General features: G+C 38.8%; 22 protein-coding genes and 1 pseudogene. 8 read left to right on the forward strand and 15 right to left on the reverse strand.

What is annotated here, in order from left to right; all coding sequences use genetic code 11:
* Nucleotides 1-8 precede the first annotated feature (8 nt).
* The 6 genes from WA249_RS15120 to ppsA all read right to left on the reverse strand — a co-directional run bounded on the left by WA249_RS15120 (nucleotide 9) and on the right by ppsA (nucleotide 7,516).
* A complete protein-coding gene (locus WA249_RS15120) occupies nucleotides 9-338 on the reverse strand; it encodes a cytochrome o ubiquinol oxidase subunit IV (protein WP_016137694.1) in 330 nt (109 codons plus the stop codon).
* Nucleotides 338-958: a cytochrome o ubiquinol oxidase subunit III gene (cyoC, locus tag WA249_RS15125; RefSeq protein WP_005306751.1), complete on the reverse strand. Its 621-nt coding sequence runs from the start codon at nucleotides 956-958 to the stop codon at nucleotides 338-340. The genes WA249_RS15120 and cyoC overlap by 1 nt, the downstream gene beginning before the upstream one ends.
* Nucleotides 959-962: 4 nt before the next feature.
* Nucleotides 963-2,954 carry a cytochrome o ubiquinol oxidase subunit I gene (gene cyoB / locus WA249_RS15130; protein WP_016137695.1) on the reverse strand — a complete coding sequence of 664 codons (1,992 nt, stop codon included), beginning with the start codon at nucleotides 2,952-2,954 and terminating at the stop codon, nucleotides 963-965.
* A gap of 3 nt (nucleotides 2,955-2,957) precedes the next feature.
* Nucleotides 2,958-3,992: a ubiquinol oxidase subunit II gene (cyoA, locus tag WA249_RS15135; protein ID WP_016137696.1), complete on the reverse strand. Its 1,035-nt coding sequence runs from the start codon at nucleotides 3,990-3,992 to the stop codon at nucleotides 2,958-2,960.
* 313 nt (nucleotides 3,993-4,305) lie between these two features.
* Nucleotides 4,306-5,064 (reverse strand): RDD family protein, encoded by a 759-nt coding sequence (locus WA249_RS15140; RefSeq protein ID WP_336169879.1) that lies wholly within the window; start codon nucleotides 5,062-5,064, stop codon nucleotides 4,306-4,308.
* Between the two features lie 64 nt (nucleotides 5,065-5,128).
* A complete protein-coding gene (gene ppsA, locus WA249_RS15145; protein ID WP_171068103.1) occupies nucleotides 5,129-7,516 on the reverse strand; it encodes a phosphoenolpyruvate synthase in 2,388 nt (795 codons plus the stop codon).
* A 147-nt stretch (nucleotides 7,517-7,663) separates the two neighbouring features.
* Between ppsA and ppsR the strand changes: the two genes are divergently transcribed.
* The 5 genes from ppsR to pgaD all read left to right on the forward strand — a co-directional run bounded on the left by ppsR (nucleotide 7,664) and on the right by pgaD (nucleotide 14,857).
* Entirely contained in the window at nucleotides 7,664-8,500 is an 837-nt protein-coding gene (gene ppsR / locus WA249_RS15150) for a posphoenolpyruvate synthetase regulatory kinase/phosphorylase PpsR (protein WP_075431463.1), read from the forward strand.
* A gap of 384 nt (nucleotides 8,501-8,884) precedes the next feature.
* Nucleotides 8,885-11,323 (forward strand): poly-beta-1,6 N-acetyl-D-glucosamine export porin PgaA, encoded by a 2,439-nt coding sequence (gene pgaA / locus WA249_RS15155; RefSeq protein WP_336169880.1) that lies wholly within the window; start codon nucleotides 8,885-8,887, stop codon nucleotides 11,321-11,323.
* Nucleotides 11,323-13,149 (forward strand): poly-beta-1,6-N-acetyl-D-glucosamine N-deacetylase PgaB, encoded by a 1,827-nt coding sequence (gene pgaB / locus WA249_RS15160; RefSeq protein ID WP_336169881.1) that lies wholly within the window; start codon nucleotides 11,323-11,325, stop codon nucleotides 13,147-13,149. Before pgaA ends, pgaB begins: the two co-directional genes overlap by 1 nt.
* Nucleotides 13,149-14,396 (forward strand): poly-beta-1,6-N-acetyl-D-glucosamine synthase, encoded by a 1,248-nt coding sequence (pgaC, locus tag WA249_RS15165; protein WP_336169882.1) that lies wholly within the window; start codon nucleotides 13,149-13,151, stop codon nucleotides 14,394-14,396. The genes pgaB and pgaC overlap by 1 nt, the downstream gene beginning before the upstream one ends.
* Nucleotides 14,393-14,857 (forward strand): poly-beta-1,6-N-acetyl-D-glucosamine biosynthesis protein PgaD, encoded by a 465-nt coding sequence (gene pgaD, locus WA249_RS15170; protein ID WP_336169883.1) that lies wholly within the window; start codon nucleotides 14,393-14,395, stop codon nucleotides 14,855-14,857. The genes pgaC and pgaD overlap by 4 nt, the downstream gene beginning before the upstream one ends.
* Nucleotides 14,858-14,896: 39 nt before the next feature.
* On the opposite strand, the gene WA249_RS15175 is transcribed toward pgaD, so the two are convergent.
* From WA249_RS15175 to WA249_RS15195, 5 genes and pseudogenes are all read right to left on the reverse strand, one after another.
* The gene (locus WA249_RS15175; protein WP_336169884.1) at nucleotides 14,897-15,460 is read right to left on the reverse strand and encodes a flavoprotein; all 564 of its coding nucleotides are present in this window, start codon (nucleotides 15,458-15,460) and stop codon (nucleotides 14,897-14,899) included.
* A gap of 149 nt (nucleotides 15,461-15,609) precedes the next feature.
* Nucleotides 15,610-16,614, reverse strand: a complete 1,005-nt coding sequence (locus tag WA249_RS15180; protein ID WP_336169885.1) for an LLM class flavin-dependent oxidoreductase — start codon at nucleotides 16,612-16,614, stop codon at nucleotides 15,610-15,612.
* 133 nt (nucleotides 16,615-16,747) lie between these two features.
* A complete protein-coding gene (locus tag WA249_RS15185) occupies nucleotides 16,748-17,269 on the reverse strand; it encodes a hypothetical protein (protein WP_336169886.1) in 522 nt (173 codons plus the stop codon).
* A 236-nt stretch (nucleotides 17,270-17,505) separates the two neighbouring features.
* Entirely contained in the window at nucleotides 17,506-17,925 is a 420-nt protein-coding gene (locus tag WA249_RS15190; RefSeq protein ID WP_336169887.1) for a hypothetical protein, read from the reverse strand.
* A gap of 197 nt (nucleotides 17,926-18,122) precedes the next feature.
* Nucleotides 18,123-18,227 (reverse strand): annotated as a pseudogene (locus tag WA249_RS15195) (LysR family transcriptional regulator); the annotation flags it as partial.
* 181 nt (nucleotides 18,228-18,408) lie between these two features.
* Between WA249_RS15195 and prfA the strand changes: the two are divergent.
* Both prfA and prmC read left to right on the forward strand, forming a co-directional pair.
* A complete protein-coding gene (gene prfA, locus WA249_RS15200; protein ID WP_336169888.1) occupies nucleotides 18,409-19,497 on the forward strand; it encodes a peptide chain release factor 1 in 1,089 nt (362 codons plus the stop codon).
* Entirely contained in the window at nucleotides 19,497-20,312 is an 816-nt protein-coding gene (gene prmC, locus WA249_RS15205; protein WP_336169889.1) for a peptide chain release factor N(5)-glutamine methyltransferase, read from the forward strand. The genes prfA and prmC overlap by 1 nt, the downstream gene beginning before the upstream one ends.
* Before the next feature lie 2 nt (nucleotides 20,313-20,314).
* On the opposite strand, the gene WA249_RS15210 is transcribed toward prmC, so the two are convergent.
* From WA249_RS15210 to WA249_RS15220, 3 genes are all read right to left on the reverse strand, one after another.
* The gene (locus WA249_RS15210) at nucleotides 20,315-21,154 is read right to left on the reverse strand and encodes an ABC transporter permease (protein ID WP_336169890.1); all 840 of its coding nucleotides are present in this window, start codon (nucleotides 21,152-21,154) and stop codon (nucleotides 20,315-20,317) included.
* Nucleotides 21,155-21,157: 3 nt separating this feature from the next.
* Nucleotides 21,158-22,132, reverse strand: a complete 975-nt coding sequence (locus WA249_RS15215; RefSeq protein ID WP_336169891.1) for an aliphatic sulfonate ABC transporter substrate-binding protein — start codon at nucleotides 22,130-22,132, stop codon at nucleotides 21,158-21,160.
* A gap of 237 nt (nucleotides 22,133-22,369) precedes the next feature.
* Nucleotides 22,370-23,398 (reverse strand): AraC family transcriptional regulator, encoded by a 1,029-nt coding sequence (locus tag WA249_RS15220; RefSeq protein WP_336169892.1) that lies wholly within the window; start codon nucleotides 23,396-23,398, stop codon nucleotides 22,370-22,372.
* Between the two features lie 169 nt (nucleotides 23,399-23,567).
* Between WA249_RS15220 and WA249_RS15225 the strand changes: the two genes are divergently transcribed.
* Nucleotides 23,568-24,338: a 3-hydroxyacyl-CoA dehydrogenase gene (locus WA249_RS15225; RefSeq protein WP_336169893.1), complete on the forward strand. Its 771-nt coding sequence runs from the start codon at nucleotides 23,568-23,570 to the stop codon at nucleotides 24,336-24,338.
* 177 nt (nucleotides 24,339-24,515) lie between these two features.
* Here WA249_RS15225 and WA249_RS15230 read toward each other — a convergent pair whose 3' ends face one another.
* Entirely contained in the window at nucleotides 24,516-25,094 is a 579-nt protein-coding gene (locus WA249_RS15230) for a flavin reductase family protein (RefSeq protein ID WP_336169894.1), read from the reverse strand.
* Nucleotides 25,095-25,241: the final 147 nt, after the last annotated feature.

The raw sequence follows: 25,241 nt of genomic DNA on the forward strand, positions 1-25,241 counted from the left end.
CAATCAGTTTAGATCATCATATTGTAGTGAAGGTAATTCATAATCCACACAGAACCAATCAAAAGTACAGCGATACATAAGATTGTGTAGATGAATGCGATCATATTCCAGCGTTGTTCAGATGATGTATTCATGTGTAGGAAGTACACAAGCTGTACAAGAACCTGAGCAATAGCAGCGATTGCAATTACTGTAACTAAGATGCCACGACTGAAACCACCCGCCATCACCATCCCGAACGGGATGATGGTGAGGATAACAGAAAGGATAAATCCAACAGTGTATTGCTTAAAGTTACCGTGTGACGCACCTGCAGCATTATGGTCATGACTACTCATTAGAGAACTCCCAGTAAGTAAACGACGCTGAATACACAGATCCAAACGATGTCAAGGAAGTGCCAGAACAAGCTTAAGCAAGCTAGACGACGTGTATTCGGTAATGTCAAACCTTTAGTTTTGATTTGATACATTAATACCAACATCCACACTAAACCAGAAGTTACGTGGATACCATGTGTACCAACCAAAGTAAAGAACGATGATAAGAATGCACTGTGAGTTGGACCATGACCTTCTTCTACAAGGTGATGGAACTCATAAAGTTCCATTCCAATGAACGTTGCACCAAAAAGGAATGTAATAAATAACCAAGTGATAACTTGATTTACATTCTTTTTATAAGATGCAAGTACCGCAAAACCGAAAGTTACCGATGAAATCAATAAGGCAAATGTTTCAGTTAACACGTAGCCTAAAGAATCATGGAATAGGTCATATGCACTTGGAGTTCCTGGTGGAATATGACTGCTTAATACAGCGAACGCAATGAAGAGTGATCCGAAAAGAATCAAGTCACTCATCAAGTATGTCCAGAAACCAAAGACCGTTAAGTCAGTATCATCATGTTCATGATGACCATCGTGGCCGTGGTTGTCGTGATGAAGTACTTCAGCCATTTCCTTAGTCCTTCTTCAAGTGTTTTTCAAGTAAAGCATAGCGTTCGTTTTCAATACGCTCAACTTCAGCAGCTGGAACATAGTAATCAACATTCTTAGTGAATGAGCTTACGATCAAGCTAACAACAGCTGAAACGAATGAAACAACAACAAGCCACCAAATATGCCAAATGAGTGCAAAGCCAAGGATCGTAATGAACATTGCAATGACAAAACCAGCAGCACGATCAGTCGGCATGTGGATGTCTTCATATTTAGTGTTACGTGCGTATGCTACACCATTTTCTTTGTCAGTCCAGAAACGGTCAATACCGCTAGCATCTGGTTCATGCGCAAAGTTATAGAACGGAGCAGGGGAAGAGGTTGCCCATTCAAGCGTACGTGCATCCCATGGATCGCCTGTAAGGTCCATGTTGTCTTTGCGTTGTAAGAAACCAACAATGATTTGCATTAAGAAACATGCAATACCAATCGCAACGAGAACAGCACCAAATAATGCAATTGCAAGGTAAGGATCCCATTCAGGGTTGTCATATGTATTCAAACGACGAGTCATACCCATGAAACCAAGGATATAAAGTGGCATGAATGCAAAGTAGAAACCGAAGAACCAGAACCAGAACGCAGCTTTACCCCATGCTTCATTGAGCTTCCAACCAAACATTTTTGGCCAATAGTAAATGATGCCGGCAAACATACCAAACACCACACCACCGATAATTACGTTATGGAAGTGAGCGATCAAGAATAATGAGTTGTGTACAAGGAAGTCCGCAGGTGGAACAGCCATAAGTACACCAGTTAAACCACCAATACCAAATGTAATAAGGAAGCCAAGCGTCCATAACATTGGAGTAGTAAAGGTGATGCGACCTTTATACATGGTGAATAACCAAGAGAAGATTTTCACACCAGTAGGAATCGCAATAACCATGGTCATGATACCGAAGAACGCGTTAACGTTCGCACCAGCACCCATGGTAAAGAAGTGGTGAAGCCATACAACGAACGCAAGAACTGTAATTGCGATAGTTGCATACACCATAGACTTATAACCGAACAACGCTTTACGAGAGAAGGTTGCAACGATTTCTGAGTATAGGCCAAATGCTGGTAATACTAAGATATATACTTCAGGGTGACCCCATGTCCAGATCAAGTTCACATAAAGCATTGGGCTACCGCCAAGCTCATTTGTGAAGAAATGGAAACCGAAGTAACGGTCTAGAGTTAACATTGCAAGTGTGCCTGTTAAGACAGGGAAAGATGCAATGATTAATACAGCCGTACAAAGTGCAGTCCACGTAAAAATAGGCATATCCATCAATTTCATGCCAGGTGCACGCATTTTGATGATGGTAACGAAGAAGTTAACACCAGATAAAAGCGTACCTAGACCAGAAACCTGAAGTGCCCAGATATAGTAGTCAACACCTACACCAGGAGAATATTGAATGCCAGACAGAGGAGGGTAAGCCATCCAACCAGTCGCAGCAAATTCACCTAATACAAGAGAAAGCATCATCAAACCAGCAGCACCGGCGAATAACCAGAAGCTTAAAGAGTTCAATAATGGGAAAGCAACGTCACGAGCACCAATCTGTAAAGGTACAGAGATGTTCATCATACCTACAACGAGACCCATTGCTACGAAGAAGATCATAATTACACCGTGTGCGGTGAAGATCTGGTCGTAATGGTCTGGATGTAGATAACCTTCGCCGCCGCCTTTAGCGAGGAAAAGTTGTAGACGCATCATAATTGCATCGGCGAAACCACGCAAAAGCATGACTACAGATACAAGAATGTACATGATACCAATTTTTTTATGGTCTACCGTAATAAACCACTCATTCCACAAATATCCCCATTTTTTGAAATAGGTGATACCGCCAAGCACAACAATTCCACCAAGTGCCATAAGGACCATGGTGACAAGCACGATTGGCTCTGTCGGGATAGAGTCCCAACCCAGTTTACCAAAAATCATATCCATGTCTTATTCCCCTTGAGCAGCGTGTTCAGCTGTTGCATGCGCAGCAGAGTGGTCAACACCATGATAGTTACTCATATAATGGTTGATAATTGTTTCAAACAATTTTGGTTCAACTGAAGAGTAATAAGTCACAGGGTGTGGCTTAGTCGGGAACGGTTTCATAGCTTCAGCTTTAGCAAACGCTTCTTGATCACCATCAGCTTTAGCACGATTTGCTAAATGCTCGATTTGGTGCTTAGAACGGTTACCATCACGTAAGGTTGCTAATTCAGCTTGGTCAAGCGTAGTTTTTTGAACTGCTTCTGGATTAATAGTAGAACCATTACCTGCTTTTACAGCTGCTACCCATTCGTTGAACTGTTGCTCTGTAACACTATGCGCCTTGAAACGCATTTGAGAGAAACCGTAACCTGAGTAGTTAGAAGAGAAACCACGATATACGCCAGTTTCATTTGCTAACAAATGAAGGTGAGTCTGCATACCTGCCATTGCATAAATCTGGCCGCCTAACTGTGGAATGAAGAATGAGTTCATTGTGAAGTTAGAGGTGATTTTAAAGCTTAACGGAGTTTTTTCAGGGAAACGTACTTCGTTAACAGTAGCAATGTTTTGTTCAGGATAAATGAAGATCCACTTGAACTGTTCAGCAACAACTTGAATAGTTAAAGGAGCTTTATCTGATTCTAAAGGACGGTATGGGTCATACTTGTGGGAACCCCACCAAGTTAACCAAGCTAAAATACCAATAATAATGACAGGGATACCCCAAACTACAACTTCAATTGTAGTTGAGTGTGCCCATGTAGGTTTATAGTCTGCATCTTTATTTGACGCGCGATATTTCCAACCAAACCATAATGCCATGATGATTGAAGGAATCACCACAAGTAACATTAAATAGATCGCAGTCATCATGAGGTCGCTTTGACCTTGACCAACTGGACCTTTAGAGTTTAGAAGTACCATATCACCACCACACCCAGTCAAAAGTGCGGCAAGCGTTGATAAAGACAATACAGCTAAAATCGTTTGTCTCATTTTACAACCTCGGTGAAGAGTCCCATTCCCTAATTAAATATGGGATAGCGATTAAAGTGTCGCATGATTGAGAACGCTAATCCTTAAATTTAGACTTCTCAATTATATGACACCGCTACGTTGTAGGGCATTATGCCTCATATCAACAAACTAAGCTATACATAAAGTCGCCTGAAATAATTGTTTTAAAACCCGATTTTTTTTGTAGGGTATCGAATCTGTATGGAGCTTTTATTTAAATATCAACTCTCTATAGAAAAAAGGAGGCGAGGTGCCTCCTTTTTTTTTAGACCTTAAATGAATGAGTAATTCACTATCGTTTGATCACTTTTGTTCTTGCAATTTTGTCGTGTAGCGCTTGTCGCTTTTGTCCTAATGCAAAAGCATAGTCAATAATTGTACTAATAGGCATAAACAACAAATTGAGTATGATGAAAACAATACTTCTTAATAAGAAGACGCGAGTTAAATTAACTTTACTATTGCTCTCGGCATCTACAATTTTAATTCCAACAATTTTCTTACCTATACTTTGCCCATATTTGGTTAAAAGAAAGGCTTGAATGGCAAGCATGATTACTACGTAAGCAAGCATAGAATGCCAAGCTTCGATAGGAATTAAAGTAAAAAGTTGCTGTTGTAATTCTGCTGCTTTAGTTGATGCAACTTCCGCAGATTGCATTTGTTTTTGTAACTCAAATAATTGCTTGTATTGAGCTTCGTTAAAGAAAAAAGAAGGAATCGCAGCTATTGGTAACCAAAGCAATAAATCAATAATTTTTGCCAAAGCTCGAGATGGAATAGAGGCAAGTTCGTGAGTTTTAGGCTCTACACGAATTTGACGAATAGTTTCATTAACCGAGCTGTTTGTGTTTATGACAGGTGCAGAATAACCGATAGGTTGATATACAAGTTTACCTTGGGTTAATTCTCCTAAAGCTTTCCATTCTGTCATGCCTTCATGCCAAGCTAAATCAGTTAACAAAATTTGTTGGCTAACCAACATTTGATTTACTTGCTCTAAGGTGTAAGGCCCAGCTTGTTGATTATTACGTGCCAAGTAAATTTGCATAAATAAAAATTCTCTGTTCTAAAGATGAAAAAAGACCCACGGATGGGCCTTTTTTTATAACATATTAGATTTGCTTGATTTTTTCTTCAGCAAGGAAGAACCATGTATCTAAAACTGAGTCTGGGTTGAGAGAGACAGACTCAATACCTTGTTCCATTAACCATTTTGCAAGATCTGGATGGTCTGAAGGACCTTGACCACAGATACCTACATATTTACCCGCTTTGCGGCAGGCATGGATTGCCATTGAAAGAAGGGCTTTCACTGCTGCATCACGCTCATCAAAAAGGTGTGAAACAATGCCAGAGTCACGGTCAAGACCGAGAGTTAACTGAGTTAAGTCATTCGAACCAATAGAGAAACCATCGAAATGCTCTAGGAATTGTTCAGCTAACAAAGCGTTAGTTGGTAATTCACACATCATGATTACTTTTAAGCCGTTCTCACCGCGTCTTAAACCATTTTGTGCGAGTAACTCAATAACGCGTTTTGCTTCAGATACAGTACGTACAAAAGGAATCATGATTTGAATATTGGTTAGACCCATTTCATCACGAGCTTTCTTAAGTGCACGGCATTCTAATTCGAAGCAGTCACGGAAGTTATCAGATACATAACGGCTTGCACCACGGAAACCGAGCATCGGGTTTTCTTCTTCAGGCTCGTATAACTTACCGCCAATCAAGTTTGCATATTCGTTTGATTTGAAGTCAGACATACGAACAATAACTGGCTTATCACCGAATGCAGCAGCAAGAGTTGCAATGCCTTCAACCAATTTTTCAACATAGAAATCTACAGGTGAAGCATAACCCGCAGTACGAGTCAGAACCGCAGCACGAGTTTCACGTGGTAGGCTATCAATGTTGAGTAGGGCTTTAGGGTGCACGCCGATCATACGGTTAATAATGAACTCAAGACGAGCAAGACCAATACCTTCGTTTGGAATTTGGGCAAAGTCAAATGCGCGGTCAGGGTTACCTACGTTCATCATAATTTTGAACGAAAGTTTAGGCATAGATTCAATTGAGTTACGTTGAACTTCGAAATCTAAAGCACCTTCGTAAATGAAGCCAGTATCACCTTCAGCACAAGAAACTGTTACTTCTTGACCATCAGTCAATACTTCTGTTGCGTTACCACAGCCTACAATAGCGGGTACACCAAGTTCACGTGCAATAATTGCCGCGTGACATGTACGACCACCACGGTTAGTAATAATTGCCGCAGCACGTTTCATTACCGGTTCCCAATCAGGGTCGGTCATATCTGATACAAGAACGTCGCCTTCTTGAACCTTGTCCATCTCTTTAATTGAGCTGATGATGCGGACTTTACCAGAACCAATACGTTGGCCAATTGAACGACCTTCACAAAGAACAGTGCCTCTTTGTTTAAGAAGATAGCGCTCCATTGTGCCTACATTTTGGCGGCTTTTTACCGTTTCAGGACGAGCTTGAACAATATAAATTTGACCATCATCGCCATCTTTTGCCCATTCGATATCCATTGGCGCACCGTAGTGCTGCTCAATAATAAGCGCTTGTTTAGCTAGCTCTTGTAACTCATGATCATTTAAAGCAAATTGTTGGCGCTCTTGTTTCTCAACATCAACAACGACAACTGATTTACCAGCAGAACCTTCTTCACCATAAATCATTTTCTGGTGTTTTGAACCAAGGTTACGGCGTAAAACTGAATGTCTACCAGCATTTAATAATGGTTTAGATAAGTAAAATTCATCTGGGTTAACTGCGCCCTGTACAACCATCTCACCTAAACCATAAGATGCTGTAATAAATACAACTTCACGGAAACCAGACTCGGTATCAAGTGTAAACATTACACCCGCAGCACCAGTTTCAGAGCGAACCATACGCTGAATGCCAGCAGAAAGTGCAACGACATCATGGTCAAAACCTTGATGTACACGGTAAGAAATTGCACGATCATTATATAAAGAAGCAAATACTTCTTTAATTGCAATAAGAACGTTATCAATACCGCGAATATTCAAGAAAGTTTCTTGCTGACCTGCGAATGAAGCATCTGGTAAATCTTCAGCAGTTGCAGATGAACGAACGGCAACCGCGATTTCTGGGTTGCCGTTAGAAAGTGTTGTAAAAGCGGCGCGAATTTCTTGTTCTAGGGCTGCAGTGAGTGGAGTCTCTACAATCCATTGACGAATTTTAGCACCTGTTTCTGCAAGGGCATTTACGTCATCAACATTGAGTTGAGCAAGTTCTGCTTGAATTCGAGCGTTAAGACCGCTTTGATCTAAGAACTCACGATAGGCATCAGCAGTAGTTGCAAAACCGCCAGGTACCGATACACCAGCATTTGATAAATGGCTGATCATTTCACCCAAAGATGAGTTTTTCCCACCTACGAGTTCGACATCGTGTTTCCCTAATTTTTCTAGACCGATTACGCGCGCTTCCAAAGTTTTCACTCCACTTTTGCAGTATTAATGTCTATCTTGGCATGAAATTATAAAAATAAAGTGCTTAGTTGAGAATTATACTAAGCGACAGTCATGTAAGATCAGTTTACTATAAAGATTATATAGCACTAAGACAAATGTTTAAGGAGAATTTTAATGTCAGAAAGTAAACAGTTTAGACGGAGCGTTTTTTTTATTTCTGATGGAACTGCAATTACTGCCGAGACTCTTGGACATTCGTTATTAGCACAGTTTCCCAATGTAGATTTTGATATTCATATCATGCCGTATATTACAACTGAAGAGGCGGCAATGGATGTTGTGATTGAAATTAATAGATGTCAAACCAAGGATGGTTGTCTACCTTTAGTCTTTGATACTTTAGTTGATCCAAACGCGCGAGAAATTATTAATACTGCTAAAGCAGTTAATCTTGATGTGTTTGAAGGCTTAATCAGTAAACTCGAACAAGAATTAGGTACACCGCCTACCACATTGGTTGGACAGACCCATGCCGTAACTGATTCTGAGTCTTATAAAGCCCGTATTGATGCCGTTCATTTTGCGCTTGATAATGATGATGGAGCGCGTACTCGTCATTATGATAAAGCGGACTTAATCTTAATTGGCGTTTCTCGCTCGGGTAAAACACCAACCTCTATTTACTTATCTCTTCAATTTGGTATCCGTGTTGCAAATTATCCATTAACAGAAGAAGATTTGGATGATAACCGTTTGCCAGCAGTACTAAGACCACATCGCAGTAAACTATTTGGTTTAATGATTGATGCTGAGCGATTAGTTGCGATTCGTAGTGAACGTAAGGCGAATAGTCGTTATGCAAGTTTTAGTCAATGCCAAATGGAACTTAGAGCAATTGAAGGAATCTATATTTCAGAAGGGATTAAATATTTAAACGTGACTGAAATGTCGATTGAAGAAATTTCAACGCGTGTTTTACAAATGACAGGATTAAAACGTCGTATTGGTTAGTTTAATCAACTGCTTATTTTAACCATTCAATTTATATATATTTATTTTTGATTAAATTGAATGGTTTTAAATATAAAACATGAGAAAATAAAAGTTTTAAATATAAAACAAAAAGTTATTAAAACGTTTTTATTGGTTATCGACCTGTAAGGTTTTTATAATCTAATTGTGAAATAAAATAAGAATATTGAAAAGAAATGTATATGTTTGAACAGATTTAAAAATTCTAATTATTTAATTTTACTAAATATTTTAAAAAAACAATCAACAAAAATCCATAATTCAAAAATGTTAAATAGGTCACACTATTTTGCTGTTGTGTGATTATTTATTTATTTTTAATTATACTTTCCCACCTCGATATGGGACTATCCGATTATCAAAATGCTAAAAAAATGTGTTTTTTCATTGGTATACATCTTGCCTCTCAATTTATATGCTGCTCAAGTGGATGAGTTGCGAGAGCAGGCTATTCACACTTACAAAACTGGACAAACTCACCAAGCAATATTGCAACTGGATCAATTGCTAAAAACCTATCCGCATGATCAAAAATTGCTAGCTGATTATTTAGTTGTAATGTCAAATGAAAAAAAAGATCTTGTAAATTTTTCACAGCATCTAGCGAATATTAATTTGGTTAGTTTTCCAGAATATGGACAGCTACCTTTAATACGTAATTTTCGTGATTTTAAACACTTTAAAAATGCGATTGATTGGTCGAATAAATTTAATATTCAAAAAACGCCTGATGGGCAGATTTTGTTAGCAGTTTTATATGCTGAAGCTAAAGATGTGGTAAATGCCAAAGCGCAGTTAGCAAAAGTTAATAGTAAAAGTTTGAAGACTGATCAACTTGTACAAATCGCCTATGCCTATCGTCTTATTAATTCGCCTGTAGATGCTTTATCTGCAATTGAACAAGCATATAAGCAGCAGCCCAAGTCTTTTGCAGTTTTACAAGAATACAGTTATGACTTAGCAGCTGTGGGGGCTTATAACAAGGCTCAGCAGTTGTTGCTAGCTAGCGATAAAAATGCACAAATAGAATCGTTACAACACTGGCTACAAGTCAGTGAGTTTTCTCAACGTGTAAGTAATGCAATTACTCGTTATAAATATTTGAATCGACAAGGTATGTCGGATAGTGAAGGTTTTGCTGAGCTTGATGCTGTGTTGAAACAAGGTGAGCAAATGCAGCCTTTAATTCAAATTTCAGATCCTAATTATTTAAGATTCCATTATGACTATATATATGGGTTAGATTTCCGCGGACGTAGCCGTTCAGTACTGGATCAATTTACTAAATTAAATATACCTTTAGAAAAACTACCTGCTTATATTCGTCATGCAATAGCTGATAGTTATTTGGCTGAAAGACAGCCACAAAAAGCTGAACTTGCTTTTAAAACTTTGCTTACTGAAAAAAACTATTCAGATATGACGGTATATACGGGGCTTTATTATTCATATATTGAACAAGAAAAATATAAACAAGCTGAACAGTTTTTGAGTGAGGTTGATCGATTGATCCCTACGTATAAATATAGTCAAGCCAAAGGGGTAGATAAATCAAGCCATCCTGATCGTGATGATTATATTGCTTTACAAGGTATGCATTTAGCTTATGCAAATCATCTTGATCAATCAGAAAAACATTTCCAGAAGCAAGTGAATCTTGCACCTGCCAACGGAGGCTTAATTAATAATTTAGCTCGTGTTGAGCGTTGGAGAGATAAACCTCTACAGTCCAAGCAAACTATTTCTCGTTTAAATGGTTTAACACCGGTTGCTAAAGATACACGAATTAATCAAATGCAAAATGCGCAGGCTTTAGGGGATATTCCTGAATGGCGCAAAAACACAGAAACTCTTTTGCAATATTATCCTGAAGATAGTGGCGTAGTTAAAAGTCGAAAAGAGTTGGATGATCGTGATAGAGCAACCATTTCGCACTCAACGACTTGGGGCCAGAGTAAAGCAGAGAACAGTGATTCTGTGAGTGGGCAAAATGGTTTAAAAGACCGCGAAATGGAAACTCGTCTTAATAGCCCGTGGATTAAAGATAATTATCGTTTATTTGCTTGGCATCAAGATCGTTTTGGAGAATACCGTTTTGGTGATGTGCATGACCAACGTTATGGCGTCGGTGCTGAGTGGCAAGCAAACCGTAAGGCGTTGTCGGCAATTTTGTCGCAAAGTACAGATGGCGGGCAAGCAGGGGTTCGTCTTGATTGGTCGCAATGGTTAAACGACCACTGGCAGTATCAATTGCAATATGACAGTCAAGCTAATATTCCATTACAAGCAATTGATGCTGGTGAAGATGGACAAGCTTACCGTGCCGCTTTGACATGGCAAAAAGATGAGTCACGTCAAATTGGGACGAGTTACGGTTTGACTAATATTAGTGATGGTAACAAACAACAAGAATTTTCAACTTTTTGGCGAGAAAAGTTATTTGATGCTCCACATCATATGACCTATGGAACCGTTCGTGGATTTTATGGCAGCAATAGCCAAGATCAGACCGCTTACTTTAGCCCAAGCAATCACTACAGCGCTGAGTTGAATTTAAGCCATGACTGGGTCACTTGGCGAGAATATGAGCGCTCATTCAAGCAGCATTTTGAGGCTGGAGTTGGACTCTATAAACAAGCAGATTACTCAGCTAGACCAACATACTCTCTGCAATATCAGCATCAATGGCAACTCTCACGGACTTGGCAGCTCAATTATGGAATTGGTTGGCAATACCATCCATACGATGGTCATGATGAACAGCATACCTACGGTATTTTTGGATTTGAAGGGCGTTTTTAATGAATAATTTATTGTCGAAAATGTTGGGCTGTGCTTTGACTTCAACATTATTACCTCTGCAATTTGCATATGCCCGTATTGAAACTGAACTGCCAAAAAATCATACGGTTTCTTTAACTTTTCATGATGTCAGAGATGATGTTTTAAAAGAAGGTGATCGGGATATTTATGCAATTCAAAGTAAAAATCTAGCACAATTCTTTGACTGGCTCAGTCAATCTGACTGGAAGCCTGTTCGCTTAAAAGATATTGAAGAGGCTCGTCAGCAGGGTAAGGAACTACCTCATAACTCTATTTTATTAACTTTTGATGATGGTGCTTTAAGTAGCTACAGCCGGATATTCCCATTACTTAAGCAATATCAGATTCCAGCAGTATTTGCACTTCCCACCAGTTGGTTAAATGGTAATACGAAAGCGGGTTATGAAGCTTATGGACAAGGGAACTTGGTCGATTGGAAACAAGTTCGAGAAATGCAAGCCTCAGGTTTAGCTGAGTTTGCAAGTCATAGTGACGATTTGCATCATGGTGTGTTGGCGAATCCTCAAGGAAATGAACAACCCGCAGCAAATACATATATGTATTTAAAATCACAAGCGCGTTATGAAACTGATCTTGAATATCAGCAGCGTGTTTTTAATGATTTAAAAAAATCTCATGATGTCTTGAAAAAAGAATTGGGCGTAGAGCCTAAAGCGATTGTATGGCCATATGGTGCTGTAAATCAGCAGCTAGAAAAACTAGCTCAGCAAGCAGGTTTTACTTTCTCGTTTAGTCTGGGGCGTGATGGGATCAATCAGATTAATGATCTGACCTTTAAACGCACACTCATGGTAGATAACTCTACAGCTGAACAGTTGTCTGAGACATTGCTTAGTATTTTGAACTCTACTGATAAAGATTTATATAAGCAACCAAAACACTTTGTGAGTATGGATTTAAAACAATTAGCTGCTTCAACCAATGCCCAGTCAGATCAAAAATTAGGGGCACTGTTAACCAATCTCTATAGCTTAAAAAGCAACGCATTGATATTGAAGCCTTTAGATGATCAGGACGGAGATGGACAATATGATGTTGCTTATTTCCCTACAGATAAAATGTCTGTTCAACAAGATATTTTAAACCGGAGTTTATGGCAGGCACAAACACGTGCAGGGCAGGCGGTTATTTTAGAATTACCTGCGTACCCGCAAAAAAATAAACCATTCTTAGTGGCAGATTTAGCTAAAGATATTGCGCGTTTTAATAGTAATTTAAGTGGGATCCAACTGAATGCAGGAGCCTCGTTAAATTGTGCAATGCAAACTGCACCTCTAAAAGAAAGCAGCTGTGTTGAACAAGTAAAGCAACTGGCACAAGTGAGTCAGCTTACTCAAAATGCTGCGAAGCCTTATTTGAATATGAGTAATCAGGCTCAGTTTAGTTTATTGCTTACACCTGATTTGGAGCATATAGACAATCTACCAGAGCTATTAACCTCACTTTTATCTCAACATGATTTAGTGAATCTTAAATTTAATATTATTGGTAAGCAAAAACAGTTTAATCATGCATTAACACTTTTGAATACATTGGATAAGAAATATAAGCAAAGAATTATGCTGACCTTAACATTGCCAGAAAATGACCAGAAAAATGCTTGGCAGGAAGTGAAACAAGGGCTTTTCTCAATTCAACAGATAGGGATCCAAAAATTTGGGATTGATGGCTATAGTTTTGAAAAATCAAAAGATGTACATCAATATTTATATAATCCGATCAGTCTAAATGCTAGCCCTGTCATGTATCAGCCTTTTGCTGGATTAGTAGAGGGGAAAAAGTAATGAGAGTATTACTCGATATTCTATTTGCTTTTGCCTTTTTATATCCTTTACTCATGGCTTGGACATGGATGGTAGGAGGACTTTGGTTCTTTTTTAAAAGGGAATACCGCGAACAAACGCTTCCTTCACCCACCAGTGAAGGGTGCAGTATCATTATTCCATGTTTTAACGAAGAAGCTCAGGTACGAGAAACGATTCGTTATGCGCTGCAAACAAAATATCCTAATTTTGAAGTGATTGCTGTCAACGACGGGAGTAGTGATAGGACAGCTGAAATCCTTGATGAATTATCAGCGCAAGATTCACGACTCCGGGTTGTACATTTAGCAGAAAATCAGGGTAAAGCGGTAGCTTTAAGATCGGGTGTACTGGTCAGTAAATACGAATATCTGGTTTGTATTGATGGGGATGCTTTGCTACATCCACATGCTGTACTTTGGTTAATGCAACCCTTTTCAAACTTTCCACGAATTGGCGCCGTCACAGGTAATCCTAGAATTCTAAATCGCTCAAGTATTTTAGGAAAATTACAGGTAGGTGAGTTTTCTTCGATTATTGGTTTAATTAAACGTGCACAGCGTACATATGGCCGTATTTTTACAGTTTCGGGCGTGATCGCAGCGTTCCGTAAAACAGCACTCGTTCGAGTTGGGTTTTGGTCAGACGATAAAATTACTGAAGATATTGATATCTCGTGGAAGCTTCAAATGGATCATTGGGATATTCAATATATTCCTCAAGCACTTTGTTATATCTATATGCCTGAGACATTCAAAGGTCTATGGAAACAGCGTCTTCGCTGGGCGCAAGGTGGGGTGGAAGTATTATTGGAATACATCCCTAAAATGTTCAAAATCCGCTTGCGTCGTATGTGGCCTGTTATGCTTGAGGCTTTGGTCAGCATTGTTTGGTCATATGTCATGATTTTGATCTTTATTCTATTTTTTGTGGGATTATTCATTGACTTACCTCAACAGTTTCAAATTAATTCACTCATGCCTCAGTGGTATGGGGTAATACTGGGTGGAACTTGTCTTATCCAATTTTTAGTAAGTTTATGGATAGATCATCGCTATGATCGTGGCCGATTTTTTAGAAATTATTTTTGGGTAATTTGGTATCCATTATTTTTCTGGCTACTTACTTTGTTTACCAGTGTTGTTGCAGTACCTAAAACTATATTTAACACGAAAAAGCGTGCTCGTTGGGTCAGCCCAGATCGAGGCTTCCGTGGAGATAATTCATGAAAAATGAAAAAATTACTGAAATAGAAGTTTTAGATATACCTGAATATATTGATCAACCTGAATATGTGAAAAATAAAGCCGCAAACTATACATTGCAGACAATTGGCTGGGTTTGCTTGATGTGGTTGCTTTTTCCACTTGTCTCATTATTTTTGTGGTTTTTCGAAGGACATCTCATTTATGACTATGTGTGGGTAGATAATATTGCAGAAGTAAAAACTTTGCTGCATTTACTTCTTTTAATATGCCTAAGTGCTTTGGTTCTAATTTTATGGGCAAGCTATAACTGGCTTAGATTTCATGGGGATGATCGCCGTAGTAAGGCACCCAATAGCTCTGTTGAATTATTGGCTTCACAATTTACAGTAAGTACTGAGTCATTATCAGAATTACAAAAGGCTCAGCGTGTTGTCTTACATTATGATGATCATGGTCATTTAAAAAAATATGATTTGAAATGAGTTAAAAAAACATGGTTTATTAACCATGCTTTTTTATTTTTAAGATGTTGTTCTAATAATCACATCAACAGAGTGTTGTGTCCCATCCATACTACAAATAGCGGTTTGGATAATTTTCACCACGGGCCATGTTTGTAGCTTGCAATTTGATCTTTGCAAGGCGGTGTAGTAGTCGTCAGATTTAAAGAATGTTTTATTGGCTTTTGCAGTATTGGGCGTTAAAAGGCGTTTAAGCCATGTTTCACTAACCTGAGTATCAAGAAAACGTAAGGCCAAAAGACTTTTTACTCGATTGTTAAATAATCTCCGGTTTTTAATAATGAGTGGATGAGTAATTAACGTATTGGTGCTCATTTGACTGTGGGGCAAAATAAAGTGAGGCGTAATTTGAAATACAGTTACAAATTTTGCTTGTTGGCAAATTTTTTCAAGATGGGTCACGGTGTCTTGATTTGTACCAATAATCGCAACTGATGAATGTGAAAAATCAAACTCTTTAATTGAGGTAGATGAAATCACTTGACCAGCAAAGTCTTCAAAATCTTGAGACGTATTTTGAAAAATTACTGATTTTGAAGCGTTATTTTTAATATTAATACTCATTTTTCCAAAAGTCCTTTTGGTTTTTCAATCATGATGTTTTTATCGTTTTAATATAAATAACCAAGCAGGAAGTTGGGGTAAAGTCTTTTCAGATAGATGGTTATCCCATACTCGAAATCAATTCAAATATGGGCATGTGTAGCAGAATCTTAATTTTCTGTTTTTACATTCATTAATTGTGTAAAGCTTTCTAAACGTTTAGCTGTATCGTATACATCACATGTAAAAATAAACTCATCAACATCGTATGTCGCTAAAAGCTTTTGTAAACCAGTGCGTACAGTCTCAACTGAGCCTATTTGTGCCATTGCATAGAAGTTTTCAACAGAAAGCTGTTCTGCTGTATTCCATAATCCCTGCATTGATTCAACTGGTGGTTTAAGCTTTAAGCTTTCGCCGCGAATTAAACCTAATACGCGTTGATATGCACTTGTTGCTAAAAACTGTGCTTCTTCATCAGTATTTGCCACTACAACGGGTACACCCATAGAAACGTAAGGCTTATCTAAGTACTCAGAAGGCTCAAAGTTCTCACGATAGAGTTGAATAGCCTGACCTAGCATACGTGGTGCAAAATGTGATGCAAATGAGTAGGGTAGACCAAGTTTCGCTGCTAATTGTGCACTAAATAGGCTAGATCCAAGTAACCAAACAGGGACATATGTATTTTGCCCTGGCGTTGCAATAATCTTTTGACCTGCTTGAGGGGCTCCAAAATATTTTAGAATTTCGACAACATCTCTTGGAAATTGATCTTCTGTTTCTTGATGCCCACGACGTAAAGCTCGCATGGTGAGTTGGTCTGTACCGGGAGCGCGGCCTAACCCCAGTTCAATACGATTTGGGTATAAAGTAGCAAGTGTTCCAAATTGTTCTGCAACAACTAAAGGAGCATGGTTAGGAAGCATAATGCCGCCTGAACCTAAACGAATATGCTGAGTATGTGCTGCAATAAAACCGAGTAAGACAGCTGTAGCAGAGCTCGCGATTCCATCCATATTGTGATGTTCTGCAAGCCAGAAACGTTCATAACCTAGTTTCTCTGCATGTTGTGCTAACTCTAATGCGTGGCGTAACGAAAACTCGATGGTTTTATCATTACGAATAGGAGCAAGCTCCAAAATTGAAAATTTGGTGTCTTGAAGTGATCGCATGCGATATTCTCAAAAAACGTTATATCGGAATAATACGATATAAAATGGATGATGTATATCGTTTTTTTTCGATATAAGTCTCACTCCCAAAGAAAAAAGCACCGTTAGGGTGCTTTTTAAGTTTTTATATCAATTAGTGGTGTTTATACCAACCGCGGTGTAAGCCATTATCATGACGATAATAAGCGCGGTCATCGCGATCATAACGACGGTCTTCGCGATTATAGTGACGATCATAACGACGGTCATCACGATCATAGCGACGATCGTAACGATCATCATAGTTACGGTCTTGACCAACTTTACGACCTAAAGCAGACCCACCAGCAGCACCCACTGCTGCACCAATGTAACCACCATTAGTACCGCCCATGTTTTTACCAACGGTATAACCAGCCCCACCACCTAAAGCACCGCCAATTGCAGCTTCGGTACGGTTGCGACGGTCACTTGCAGCAGCTGCACCACCAGCACCACCTAAAGCAGCACCAATTGTTGCGCCTGTTGTACCACCCATGCTTCTACCAAGAGCTGTACCTACCACACTACCTAATGCAGAAGTTGCCGCTACACGGGTACCATTGTCTGCATGCGCAACTGACACCATAGATGATGTTGCAATTAATGCACTAGCTAACCAAATATTCATTTTCATCTTGCAGCTCCATGTCCTTTTTTATTGAGAAGGACGGTATTTTTATCTTGAGATAAATGTAATCAAAAATTTCGTGATAATTATGGAGAACCCCAAAGGCGATACGATAGTTTTGTGTCTGTTTGTATTGTTTGTATTAATCTATGGATAAATCATGAGCAAAAGAGAGGCGGTGAGTATTTGTTAGCCCTAATAAAAAAGCACCCGAAGGTGCTTAATTGTTTCATCAAATTTGATTAGTGATGATGACGGTGTTTTTTCTTCCAGTGTCTAGAAGATCGATCAGCATCACGGTCTTTAGAAAGTTTATTACCTAAAGCACCACCACCTGCAGCACCTAAAGCAGCACCGACATAACCGCCATTTGTACCGCCCATGCTTTTACCAACGGTATAACCAGCACCACCGCCTAAACCACCGCCAATTGCAGATTCTGTACGGTGACGACGGTCACTTGCAACTGCTGCACCACCAGCACCACCTAAAGCAGCACCAATTGTCGCGCCAGATGTACCACCCATGCTTTTACCAATTGCAGTACCAGCAACACTACCTAAAGCAGAAGCAGCTGCTACATGTGTTGTATTGTCAGCATGTGCTACAGTAACCATAGAAGTTGCTAAAACAGCGCTACATAACCAAGCATTTAATTTCATTTTTTACTCCGTGTCCTTAGCAGCAGGACCCTAATATCTTTTGTTACGGCAAATGTAACAAAACACATTTCTTAAAATATGGAGAACCATCCATTCATTATTGTAGTTTAGTGTCTGGTTTGTATGTTTTCTATTAAAATAGAATATTTAATACCCATATAAAAAAATATGAGTCTTATTTAATTTTAATGAGTTGATTACTCTCGATCTGAACAAAGAAAATTGATCAAAGCTCTTGTCGCAGAAGACATATGTTTTTGTTGTGCATAAAGTAAAGAGAAGGGATGTGAGTGACCTGCAAATCTCATCTGAAATCATTATATTGATAAGTCACTATTTATAGTGAAAGTTGATGAATTGGCTGATTATATATGTCATTTAAGCAGCATAATCTGTAAACTATGCGCTATTTTTACGATTTTGCTTATCTTCTATTTACATAGCATTTGATAAGCTTTCTGGACTTTTGAGATATTTCCTCTTATGAAAGCGTCACTCCGTTTACGACTTGATCAACTCTGTGATCGACATGAAGAACTTACCGCATTGCTTGCAGATGTGGAAGTCATCACCGATAACAAACGTTTCCGTAAATTGTCTCGTGAACATAGTGATTTATCTGAAATTACCGAAGTTTGGGGCAAATACCGTCAAGCAGAAGAAGATATTGAAACTGCTGAAATGATGAAGTCTGATCCTGACTTTAAAGATATGGCAGAAGAAGAAATTCAAGCGAATAGAGATTTGCTTGGAGAATTAGAAAGCCAGCTCAATATTTTGATGATTCCAAAAGATCCAAACGACTCTAATGCAGCTTATTTAGAAATTCGTGCCGGAACCGGTGGTGATGAGGCTGCAATTTTCTCTGGTGACTTATTCCGCATGTACAGTAAATATGCCGAGACACAAAATTGGCGTATTGAAGTACTTTCTGAAAATGAAGGTGAGCATGGCGGTTTTAAAGAAGTCATTTGCCGTGTGGACGGTGATGGAGTATATGGTCGCTTAAAATTTGAAAGTGGTGCGCATCGTGTGCAACGTGTTCCAGCGACTGAGTCACAAGGCCGTGTGCATACTTCAGCTTGTACAGTTGCTATTTTGCCTGAGATTGATGTTGATACAAATGTCGAGATTAACCCAGCAGATTTACGTATTGATACTTACCGTGCATCTGGTGCAGGTGGTCAGCACATTAACAAAACTGATTCGGCAGTACGTATTACCCACATTCCAACAGGTACAGTAGTTGAGTGCCAAGAAGAACGTTCGCAGCATAAAAACAAAGCCAAAGCGATGGCCTTGTTAGTATCACGTTTAGAAAATGCAAAACGTGCGGCAGCTGATGCAGCAACTTCTGAAATGCGCCGTGATTTAGTTGGTTCTGGTGACCGTTCTGAGCGTATCCGTACTTATAACTATCCGCAAGGTCGTATGACTGACCACCGTATTAACCTAACTTTATATAAGTTAGACGCGATTATGGAAGGTGATTTAACTGAATTACTTGATAGCTTACATCGCGAATATCAGGCAGATCAGCTTGCGATGCTTGCACAGGAAAATGGCGGCTAATGAATATTGCTCAAGCGCTTGCAATTCGTGGTGAGCCTGACAGTTATGAACGACAGGAAAATGCTTGGTTACTTGAGCATTTTCTAAAAATTAATTCGCTTGAATTAAAGTTCAAACTTGAGCAAGAGTTAACAGCTCAACAAGAGCAAGACTATGTAGTTGGTGTTGAGCGTATTCAAAATGGTGAGCCTTTAGCTTATGTAACGGGTTCACAGCCATTTTGGACGCTCGATTTAAAAGTAACACCTGATACTTTAGTGCCACGTCCGGATACTGAAGTTTTAGTTGAAACTGTTTTAAATCTAAATTTGCCAAATACTGCAAATATTGTTGATTTGGGAACAGGTACTGGAGCTATTGCGCTTGCGTTAGCAAGTGAACATCCAGCTTGGTTCGTCACAGCAACTGATATTTATGCGCCTACTTTAGAAGTGGCAAAAGAAAATGCACTAGCTCATAATTTGCAACGTGTAAAATTCGCTTGCGGCGCGTGGTTTGAAGCACTAGAGCCACAAAAATTTGATTTAATTGTTTCTAATCCGCCGTACATTGACCCTGAAGATGAACACATGCAAGCTTTGGTAACAGAACCACGCCGTGCATTGGTTGCAGATCATCAGGGACTGGCTGATATCGAAATTATTATTGCTCAAGGGAAAAACTGGTTAAAACCACAAGGCTGGATTGCACTAGAGCATGGTTATGATCAGGGACAAGCTGTTCGAGATATTTTCACAGAGCATGGTTTTAGCCAAATTAAAACCATTCAAGACTATGGCCAAAATGATCGAGTCACTTTGGCATGCTGGATTTAAAATTACTTTTGTAGCGTATCACGCCAACGTAATAACCAGTTTTCTATAAGTTTCATTAAAGTATCGGTTACTTTACCCAATAGGGCCAGTAAAATAATTGCAATGATAACAATATCTGGTCGAGACGTTTCTCGACCATCACTGAGTAAATAGCCAATTCCTTGAGTGGCTGCAATCAGTTCAGCTGCAATCATAAACATCCAAGATAAGCTTAAGCTGTTACGTAAACCGGTTAAAACTCCAGGAGATGCTGCCGGTAAAATAATAGATACAATGCGTTGAAAACCATTGAGCCGATAAACTTTTCCAACTTCAATCAGTTTTCTATCTACGTTATGAATCGCTGCAACTGTATTGGTATAGGTTGGAAAAAAAGCTCCGATTGCAATCAATGTAAGTTTTGAACCCTCATCAATTCCTAACCAAAGCAGCAATAATGGAATCCATGCAAGACTTGGAATTGATTTAATTGCTGAAAAAGTTGGTTCCAAATAAGCTTCGGCTTCTTTACTTAATCCAACCCAAATCGCAAAAAATAACCCTAAACCACTCCCTATAATGAAACCTACTAAAACACGCCATGTACTAATATAAATATGGGCAAATAGGTCACTATGAGCTAAATCTAAAAAAGATTGCCATAAACTAGAAGGTGCAGGGAGTAGATAAGCATCGATATAGCCATTTCTGACTAAAAATTCACAAGCCCCCAAAAAGATGAGTGGAATGAGTAGCGCTTTAAACCAACGTGTAAATCTATTGTTTAAATGCTTTTTCTGCGATTTTAAAGCTTGCTGAGCTAAGAAATGATTTAGCTCAGCTTTGTTAATGGAATTACTCATAACCTATTTCGCGACTTTTTGAGCAAAACGAGGGTCTAACAACTGATCAACCACTTGATTGATGTTGGTGCCTTTTCTAACTAAGTCTTCTTCAGTCAAAATTTTCCCAGAACGTTTTAGCGCTTGTGCTTGAGTTGCCGATGGAATGCTTTGATCAAAATTGGTTCGGCTCAGTTGTAGCTTAGCTACAGGTAAAGGAAGTTTTGATTCTTGAGCTAAAAGTGCTGCCACTTTATCTGGATTGGCTTTTGCCCATTTTCGGGCTTGTTCGTAGGCTTTAATAACAGCTTCTACCGCTTCAGGGCTTTGCTTTGCAAAATCTTCTTTAACACTCAGTACGCTATAGCTATTAAATCCAACGTTGCGATATAGCAATTTGGCACCCGATTGAATTTGAGCTGAAGCCATTAAAGGATCAAGTCCAGCCCAAGCATCTACTTGACCGCGTTCTAATGCAGTTTTTCCATCTGGGTGTTGTAAATGAACCAGCTGTACATCGCGTTTACTCAAACCTACTGTGTCTAGCGCTTGTAGTGTAAATAAGAAAGGGTCTGTGCCTTTGGTGGCTGCAATTTTCTTACCTTTTAAGTCTTTTAGGCTTTTAATAGGTGAGTCTTTTGCAACAACAAGGGCGGTCCATTCCGGTTGGCTTTGTACATACACAGTTTTAATTGGGCTACCATTTGCTCGGCTTAATACAGCTGCTAATCCAGCGGTAGACGCAAAATCGATGCTGTTACTATTAAGGTATTCTAATGAGCGATTGCTGCCTTGACTAAAAACCCATTTAATTTGAGTATTTGGAAATGCTTTCTCAAGAAGTTTTTGATCTTTGACGACTAAACTGGTTGGTGCATAGTAAGCGTAATCAAGTTTAAGTGTAGTCGGAACTGCTGCAAAAGCAGATGAAGCAAATACAAACCCCAATGTTGATGCCAACAAAGTCTTTGATAAAGAAAATTTTGATTTTAAAGACATGATAAAAATAGAACCGAAATGAAATAAGAGATTATCCTTTCACGCGTTTGGTGGCTTACAAACTTAGTTATTTTGATTTATAAATCAGATTGAAAGATAAAAGGTTAGATAAAATTATAAATAGCTGTTTCTATAGTAATTATTAAGTTTCAAGTAATGCACTTAGCTGAAATTTTGAATTTAAAAGATATAAATATCATAAGCTTAAGCATTATTTTTAAGCTTGTGATATTTATATTATTGCTTGTGTGCAGTTAAATTATTTCGATAAGCACCTGGGCTGACACCAGTCCATTTTTTAAAGGCACGATGGAAGGCGCTTGGGTCTTGGAAGCTTAAATCTTCACTAATCTCTTGAATTGAATCGTTGGTTTTACTTAAACGTTCAACAGCAATATCACAGCGAATTTCATTTTTAATTTGCTGGTAGCTGACACCTTCATGTTTCAGTCGGCGTTGAACTGTAGCTTCAGAAATATTGAGTTGCTGAGCAACGTCTTTGAGTTCGGGCCATTGGGCAGGGTGAAGTTTCAATAAGTGACGACGAATAAGAAGGCTCAGTGCATTTTCATTTTTAAAGCGGACTAAAAGATTTTGCGGAGTTTGCTCTAAAAAATCATAAAGTGCTTTTTTATCTTTTTTAATTCTAATATCTAGATAGTGGGCATCGAATTCAACTTGATTTGTCTTGGCATTAAACTGAATGTCTCCACCAAAACGTACTAAATAGTCCTGAATATCGTTCGGTTTAGGACAACGTACTCTAATACTATTTAAGCCAATTCGTTGGTCTATTAACCAGCACATAAGTCCGTGTACTAATATTAAAAAGGTTGCATAGGTAAACATGCGTTTAGGTTGTTCACGATCATGAATCACCAAATAAGCTTTTTCTTGATCTCGTATTAATTCTCCCTGTATATCATCAAGCACAAAATTAAAAAACTTCAAAATATCGTAGAGTGCTTTTTCTAAAGTTTCGGCCGTACTGACAAGTTTAGTCAAGAATTTATAACTACCTCGACGCATGGGATGACTATCCATACCAAAAAACTCGTCGTTCATGGCATTGGCAAGCTCTATCCATAATTGGGCATATGTCGTAACAGGTACTCGAGCCTTTGGAGACATCAGTAATTCAGCGGGGATGCCTGCTTTATTTAGAATTGTTTGTGTATTTAGGCCTTTGGTATAAGCCGCACTCAGTGCTTCATGTACTAGTGCAATCGAAATTGTGCCTTTACTTAAAGAAGATTGGACAACCATGTCAAAGACTCATATTTTCTTCATATATTTCAAGTGAAATATTTCATATTTAAAATTTGGATTGATCAAAAGCTGCAAGCATTTTGAGGCTTTTTGAAATTGTATCGGAAAACAACAACTTTTACTCTCACAACTAAAGTTAAAGAACATTTCTATAGGATAGTAAATAATGAAAATTCAAGGGAAACATTTCGTGATTACAGGTGGTGGCTCTGGTTTAGGTGCTGCTACAGCTGAGTATTTGGTAAAGCAAGGTGCTTCAGTCACATTGGTCGACATGAATGTAGAAGCAGGCGAGCAGCAAGTAAAACAATTAGGGACAAAAGCTGACTTCGTAAAACTTGATGTAACCGATGAAGCTGCTGCTGAGCAGTTCTTTAATGATGTTTTGGTGAAACATGGTCGTTTACATGGTTTGGTTAACTGTGCGGGTATTGGCCCTTCTGCAAAAGTAGTTGGCCGTGAGGGCGTTCATGATTTAGCGTTATTTTCAAAAACACTGCAAATTAATGTCACAGGTACATTTAACATGCTGCGTTTTGCAGCAGATGCGATGAGTAAAAACACGGTTGAAACAGGTGAAGAAGACCGTGGTGTAATTGTAAACACCGCTTCTGTTGCAGCATTTGACGGTCAAATTGGTCAGGCAGCTTATTCAGCATCTAAAGGTGCTATTGTTGCCATGACATTGCCGATTGCTCGTGAGCTTGCGCGCCATGCTATTCGTATTATGACCATTGCGCCAGGAATTATGGAAACTCCTATGCTTATGGGCATGCCACAAAATGTTCAAGATGCTTTGGGACAAATGGTGCCATATCCATCTCGTTTAGGAAAACCTGAAGAATTTGCCCGTTTAGTTGGACATATTGCTGAAAACTCATATTTAAATGGTGAAGTCATCCGTCTAGATGGTGCAATTCGCATGGCAGCAAAATAATAAGAACTTTTAATGATGATTCGTGAAGTACTCTCAATTGAAGTATTAGTTTTTTAAATTATGGAATTGACTGCAAAAAACCGCATAACAATTGCGGTTTTTTGCAATAGAAATTGTCTGGTTTGAGTCTGATTCAATACAATTCAGAAAGTTAAATAAAGCTAGTTTTTTTGATGATTAAAGCTGAGCTTTGACTTCTTCACCAATTAAATAAAAGGTTCCTCCAGCAATATAATGCAAGCTTCGAAGTTCTTTCGGTGCATCTTGAAAATGCCAGTGCCCATCTCTAAAAACGCGGCTATCTGCCCATGCACCCACAACAGAACCAATAAATAAGTCATGAGCAGATTGATTATGAGGCTCGGGAATAAGTTTACAGACAAGCCATGCAATGCAACCTGATACAAGCGGGCTGGTAAGACCTTCTTGATAAAATAACTCAGCTCCACAATGCTCAAGTTTTTGTGGGTCATCTAATTTACTAATTGTCCCAAGTTGATGAGTCATATTGAGCTGTGCATAGCAGGGAACTTGTAGTGTGAAATAGCCACTTTGTTCAACGAGCTGTCGGGTTTTAGTGCTTTTGTCGAGAACAACGGTCACCTTTGCAGGTGTGAGTTCTAAGGCACATGCCCAAGCGGCAGCCATTACATTGCGGTCGTCACCATGTTGTGCAGAAACAAGCACAGTTGGACCATGATTTAACAAACGATAAGCTTTTTCTAACTCTACAGGTGCAATATATGATTGCGTCATATTTAGCCTAAGTAATAAAGAAAATAGATATTTCTATTGTTGCAGAAAGCTTGATAGATGCAATGTGAGTAAATAAGCTTTATTAGAATAAAAAAGTTGTTTCTATTTTATAGCTTTCATAATGACGAACTTAGTCATAAAATCATT

Origin of the sequence: Acinetobacter sp. 161(2023) (assembly GCF_037027805.1) — a bacterium.
Classification (GTDB): Bacteria; Pseudomonadota; Gammaproteobacteria; order Pseudomonadales; family Moraxellaceae; genus Acinetobacter.

Excerpts from the sequence above, each read along its gene's own strand:
- WA249_RS15220 (WP_336169892.1), bottom strand. The coding sequence starts at position 23,398 with ATGGTTGTCCAATCTTCTTTAAGTAAAGGCACAATTTCGATTGCACTA.
- pgaA (WP_336169880.1), top strand. The coding sequence starts at position 8,885 with ATGCTAAAAAAATGTGTTTTTTCATTGGTATACATCTTGCCTCTCAAT.
- WA249_RS15230 (WP_336169894.1), bottom strand. The coding sequence starts at position 25,094 with ATGACGCAATCATATATTGCACCTGTAGAGTTAGAAAAAGCTTATCGT.
- prfA (WP_336169888.1), top strand. The coding sequence starts at position 18,409 with ATGAAAGCGTCACTCCGTTTACGACTTGATCAACTCTGTGATCGACAT.
- cyoB (WP_016137695.1), bottom strand. The coding sequence starts at position 2,954 with ATGGATATGATTTTTGGTAAACTGGGTTGGGACTCTATCCCGACAGAG.
- cyoA (WP_016137696.1), bottom strand. The coding sequence starts at position 3,992 with ATGAGACAAACGATTTTAGCTGTATTGTCTTTATCAACGCTTGCCGCA.
- pgaB (WP_336169881.1), top strand. The coding sequence starts at position 11,323 with ATGAATAATTTATTGTCGAAAATGTTGGGCTGTGCTTTGACTTCAACA.
- ppsR (WP_075431463.1), top strand. The coding sequence starts at position 7,664 with ATGTCAGAAAGTAAACAGTTTAGACGGAGCGTTTTTTTTATTTCTGAT.
- WA249_RS15215 (WP_336169891.1), bottom strand. The coding sequence starts at position 22,132 with ATGTCTTTAAAATCAAAATTTTCTTTATCAAAGACTTTGTTGGCATCA.
- WA249_RS15180 (WP_336169885.1), bottom strand. The coding sequence starts at position 16,614 with ATGCGATCACTTCAAGACACCAAATTTTCAATTTTGGAGCTTGCTCCT.
- WA249_RS15140 (WP_336169879.1), bottom strand. The coding sequence starts at position 5,064 with ATGCAAATTTACTTGGCACGTAATAATCAACAAGCTGGGCCTTACACC.
- WA249_RS15225 (WP_336169893.1), top strand. The coding sequence starts at position 23,568 with ATGAAAATTCAAGGGAAACATTTCGTGATTACAGGTGGTGGCTCTGGT.
- WA249_RS15120 (WP_016137694.1), bottom strand. The coding sequence starts at position 338 with ATGAGTAGTCATGACCATAATGCTGCAGGTGCGTCACACGGTAACTTT.
- WA249_RS15210 (WP_336169890.1), bottom strand. The coding sequence starts at position 21,154 with ATGAGTAATTCCATTAACAAAGCTGAGCTAAATCATTTCTTAGCTCAG.
- WA249_RS15185 (WP_336169886.1), bottom strand. The coding sequence starts at position 17,269 with ATGAAAATGAATATTTGGTTAGCTAGTGCATTAATTGCAACATCATCT.
- pgaC (WP_336169882.1), top strand. The coding sequence starts at position 13,149 with ATGAGAGTATTACTCGATATTCTATTTGCTTTTGCCTTTTTATATCCT.
- cyoC (WP_005306751.1), bottom strand. The coding sequence starts at position 958 with ATGGCTGAAGTACTTCATCACGACAACCACGGCCACGATGGTCATCAT.
- WA249_RS15190 (WP_336169887.1), bottom strand. The coding sequence starts at position 17,925 with ATGAAATTAAATGCTTGGTTATGTAGCGCTGTTTTAGCAACTTCTATG.
- WA249_RS15175 (WP_336169884.1), bottom strand. The coding sequence starts at position 15,460 with ATGAGTATTAATATTAAAAATAACGCTTCAAAATCAGTAATTTTTCAA.
- pgaD (WP_336169883.1), top strand. The coding sequence starts at position 14,393 with ATGAAAAATGAAAAAATTACTGAAATAGAAGTTTTAGATATACCTGAA.
- prmC (WP_336169889.1), top strand. The coding sequence starts at position 19,497 with ATGAATATTGCTCAAGCGCTTGCAATTCGTGGTGAGCCTGACAGTTAT.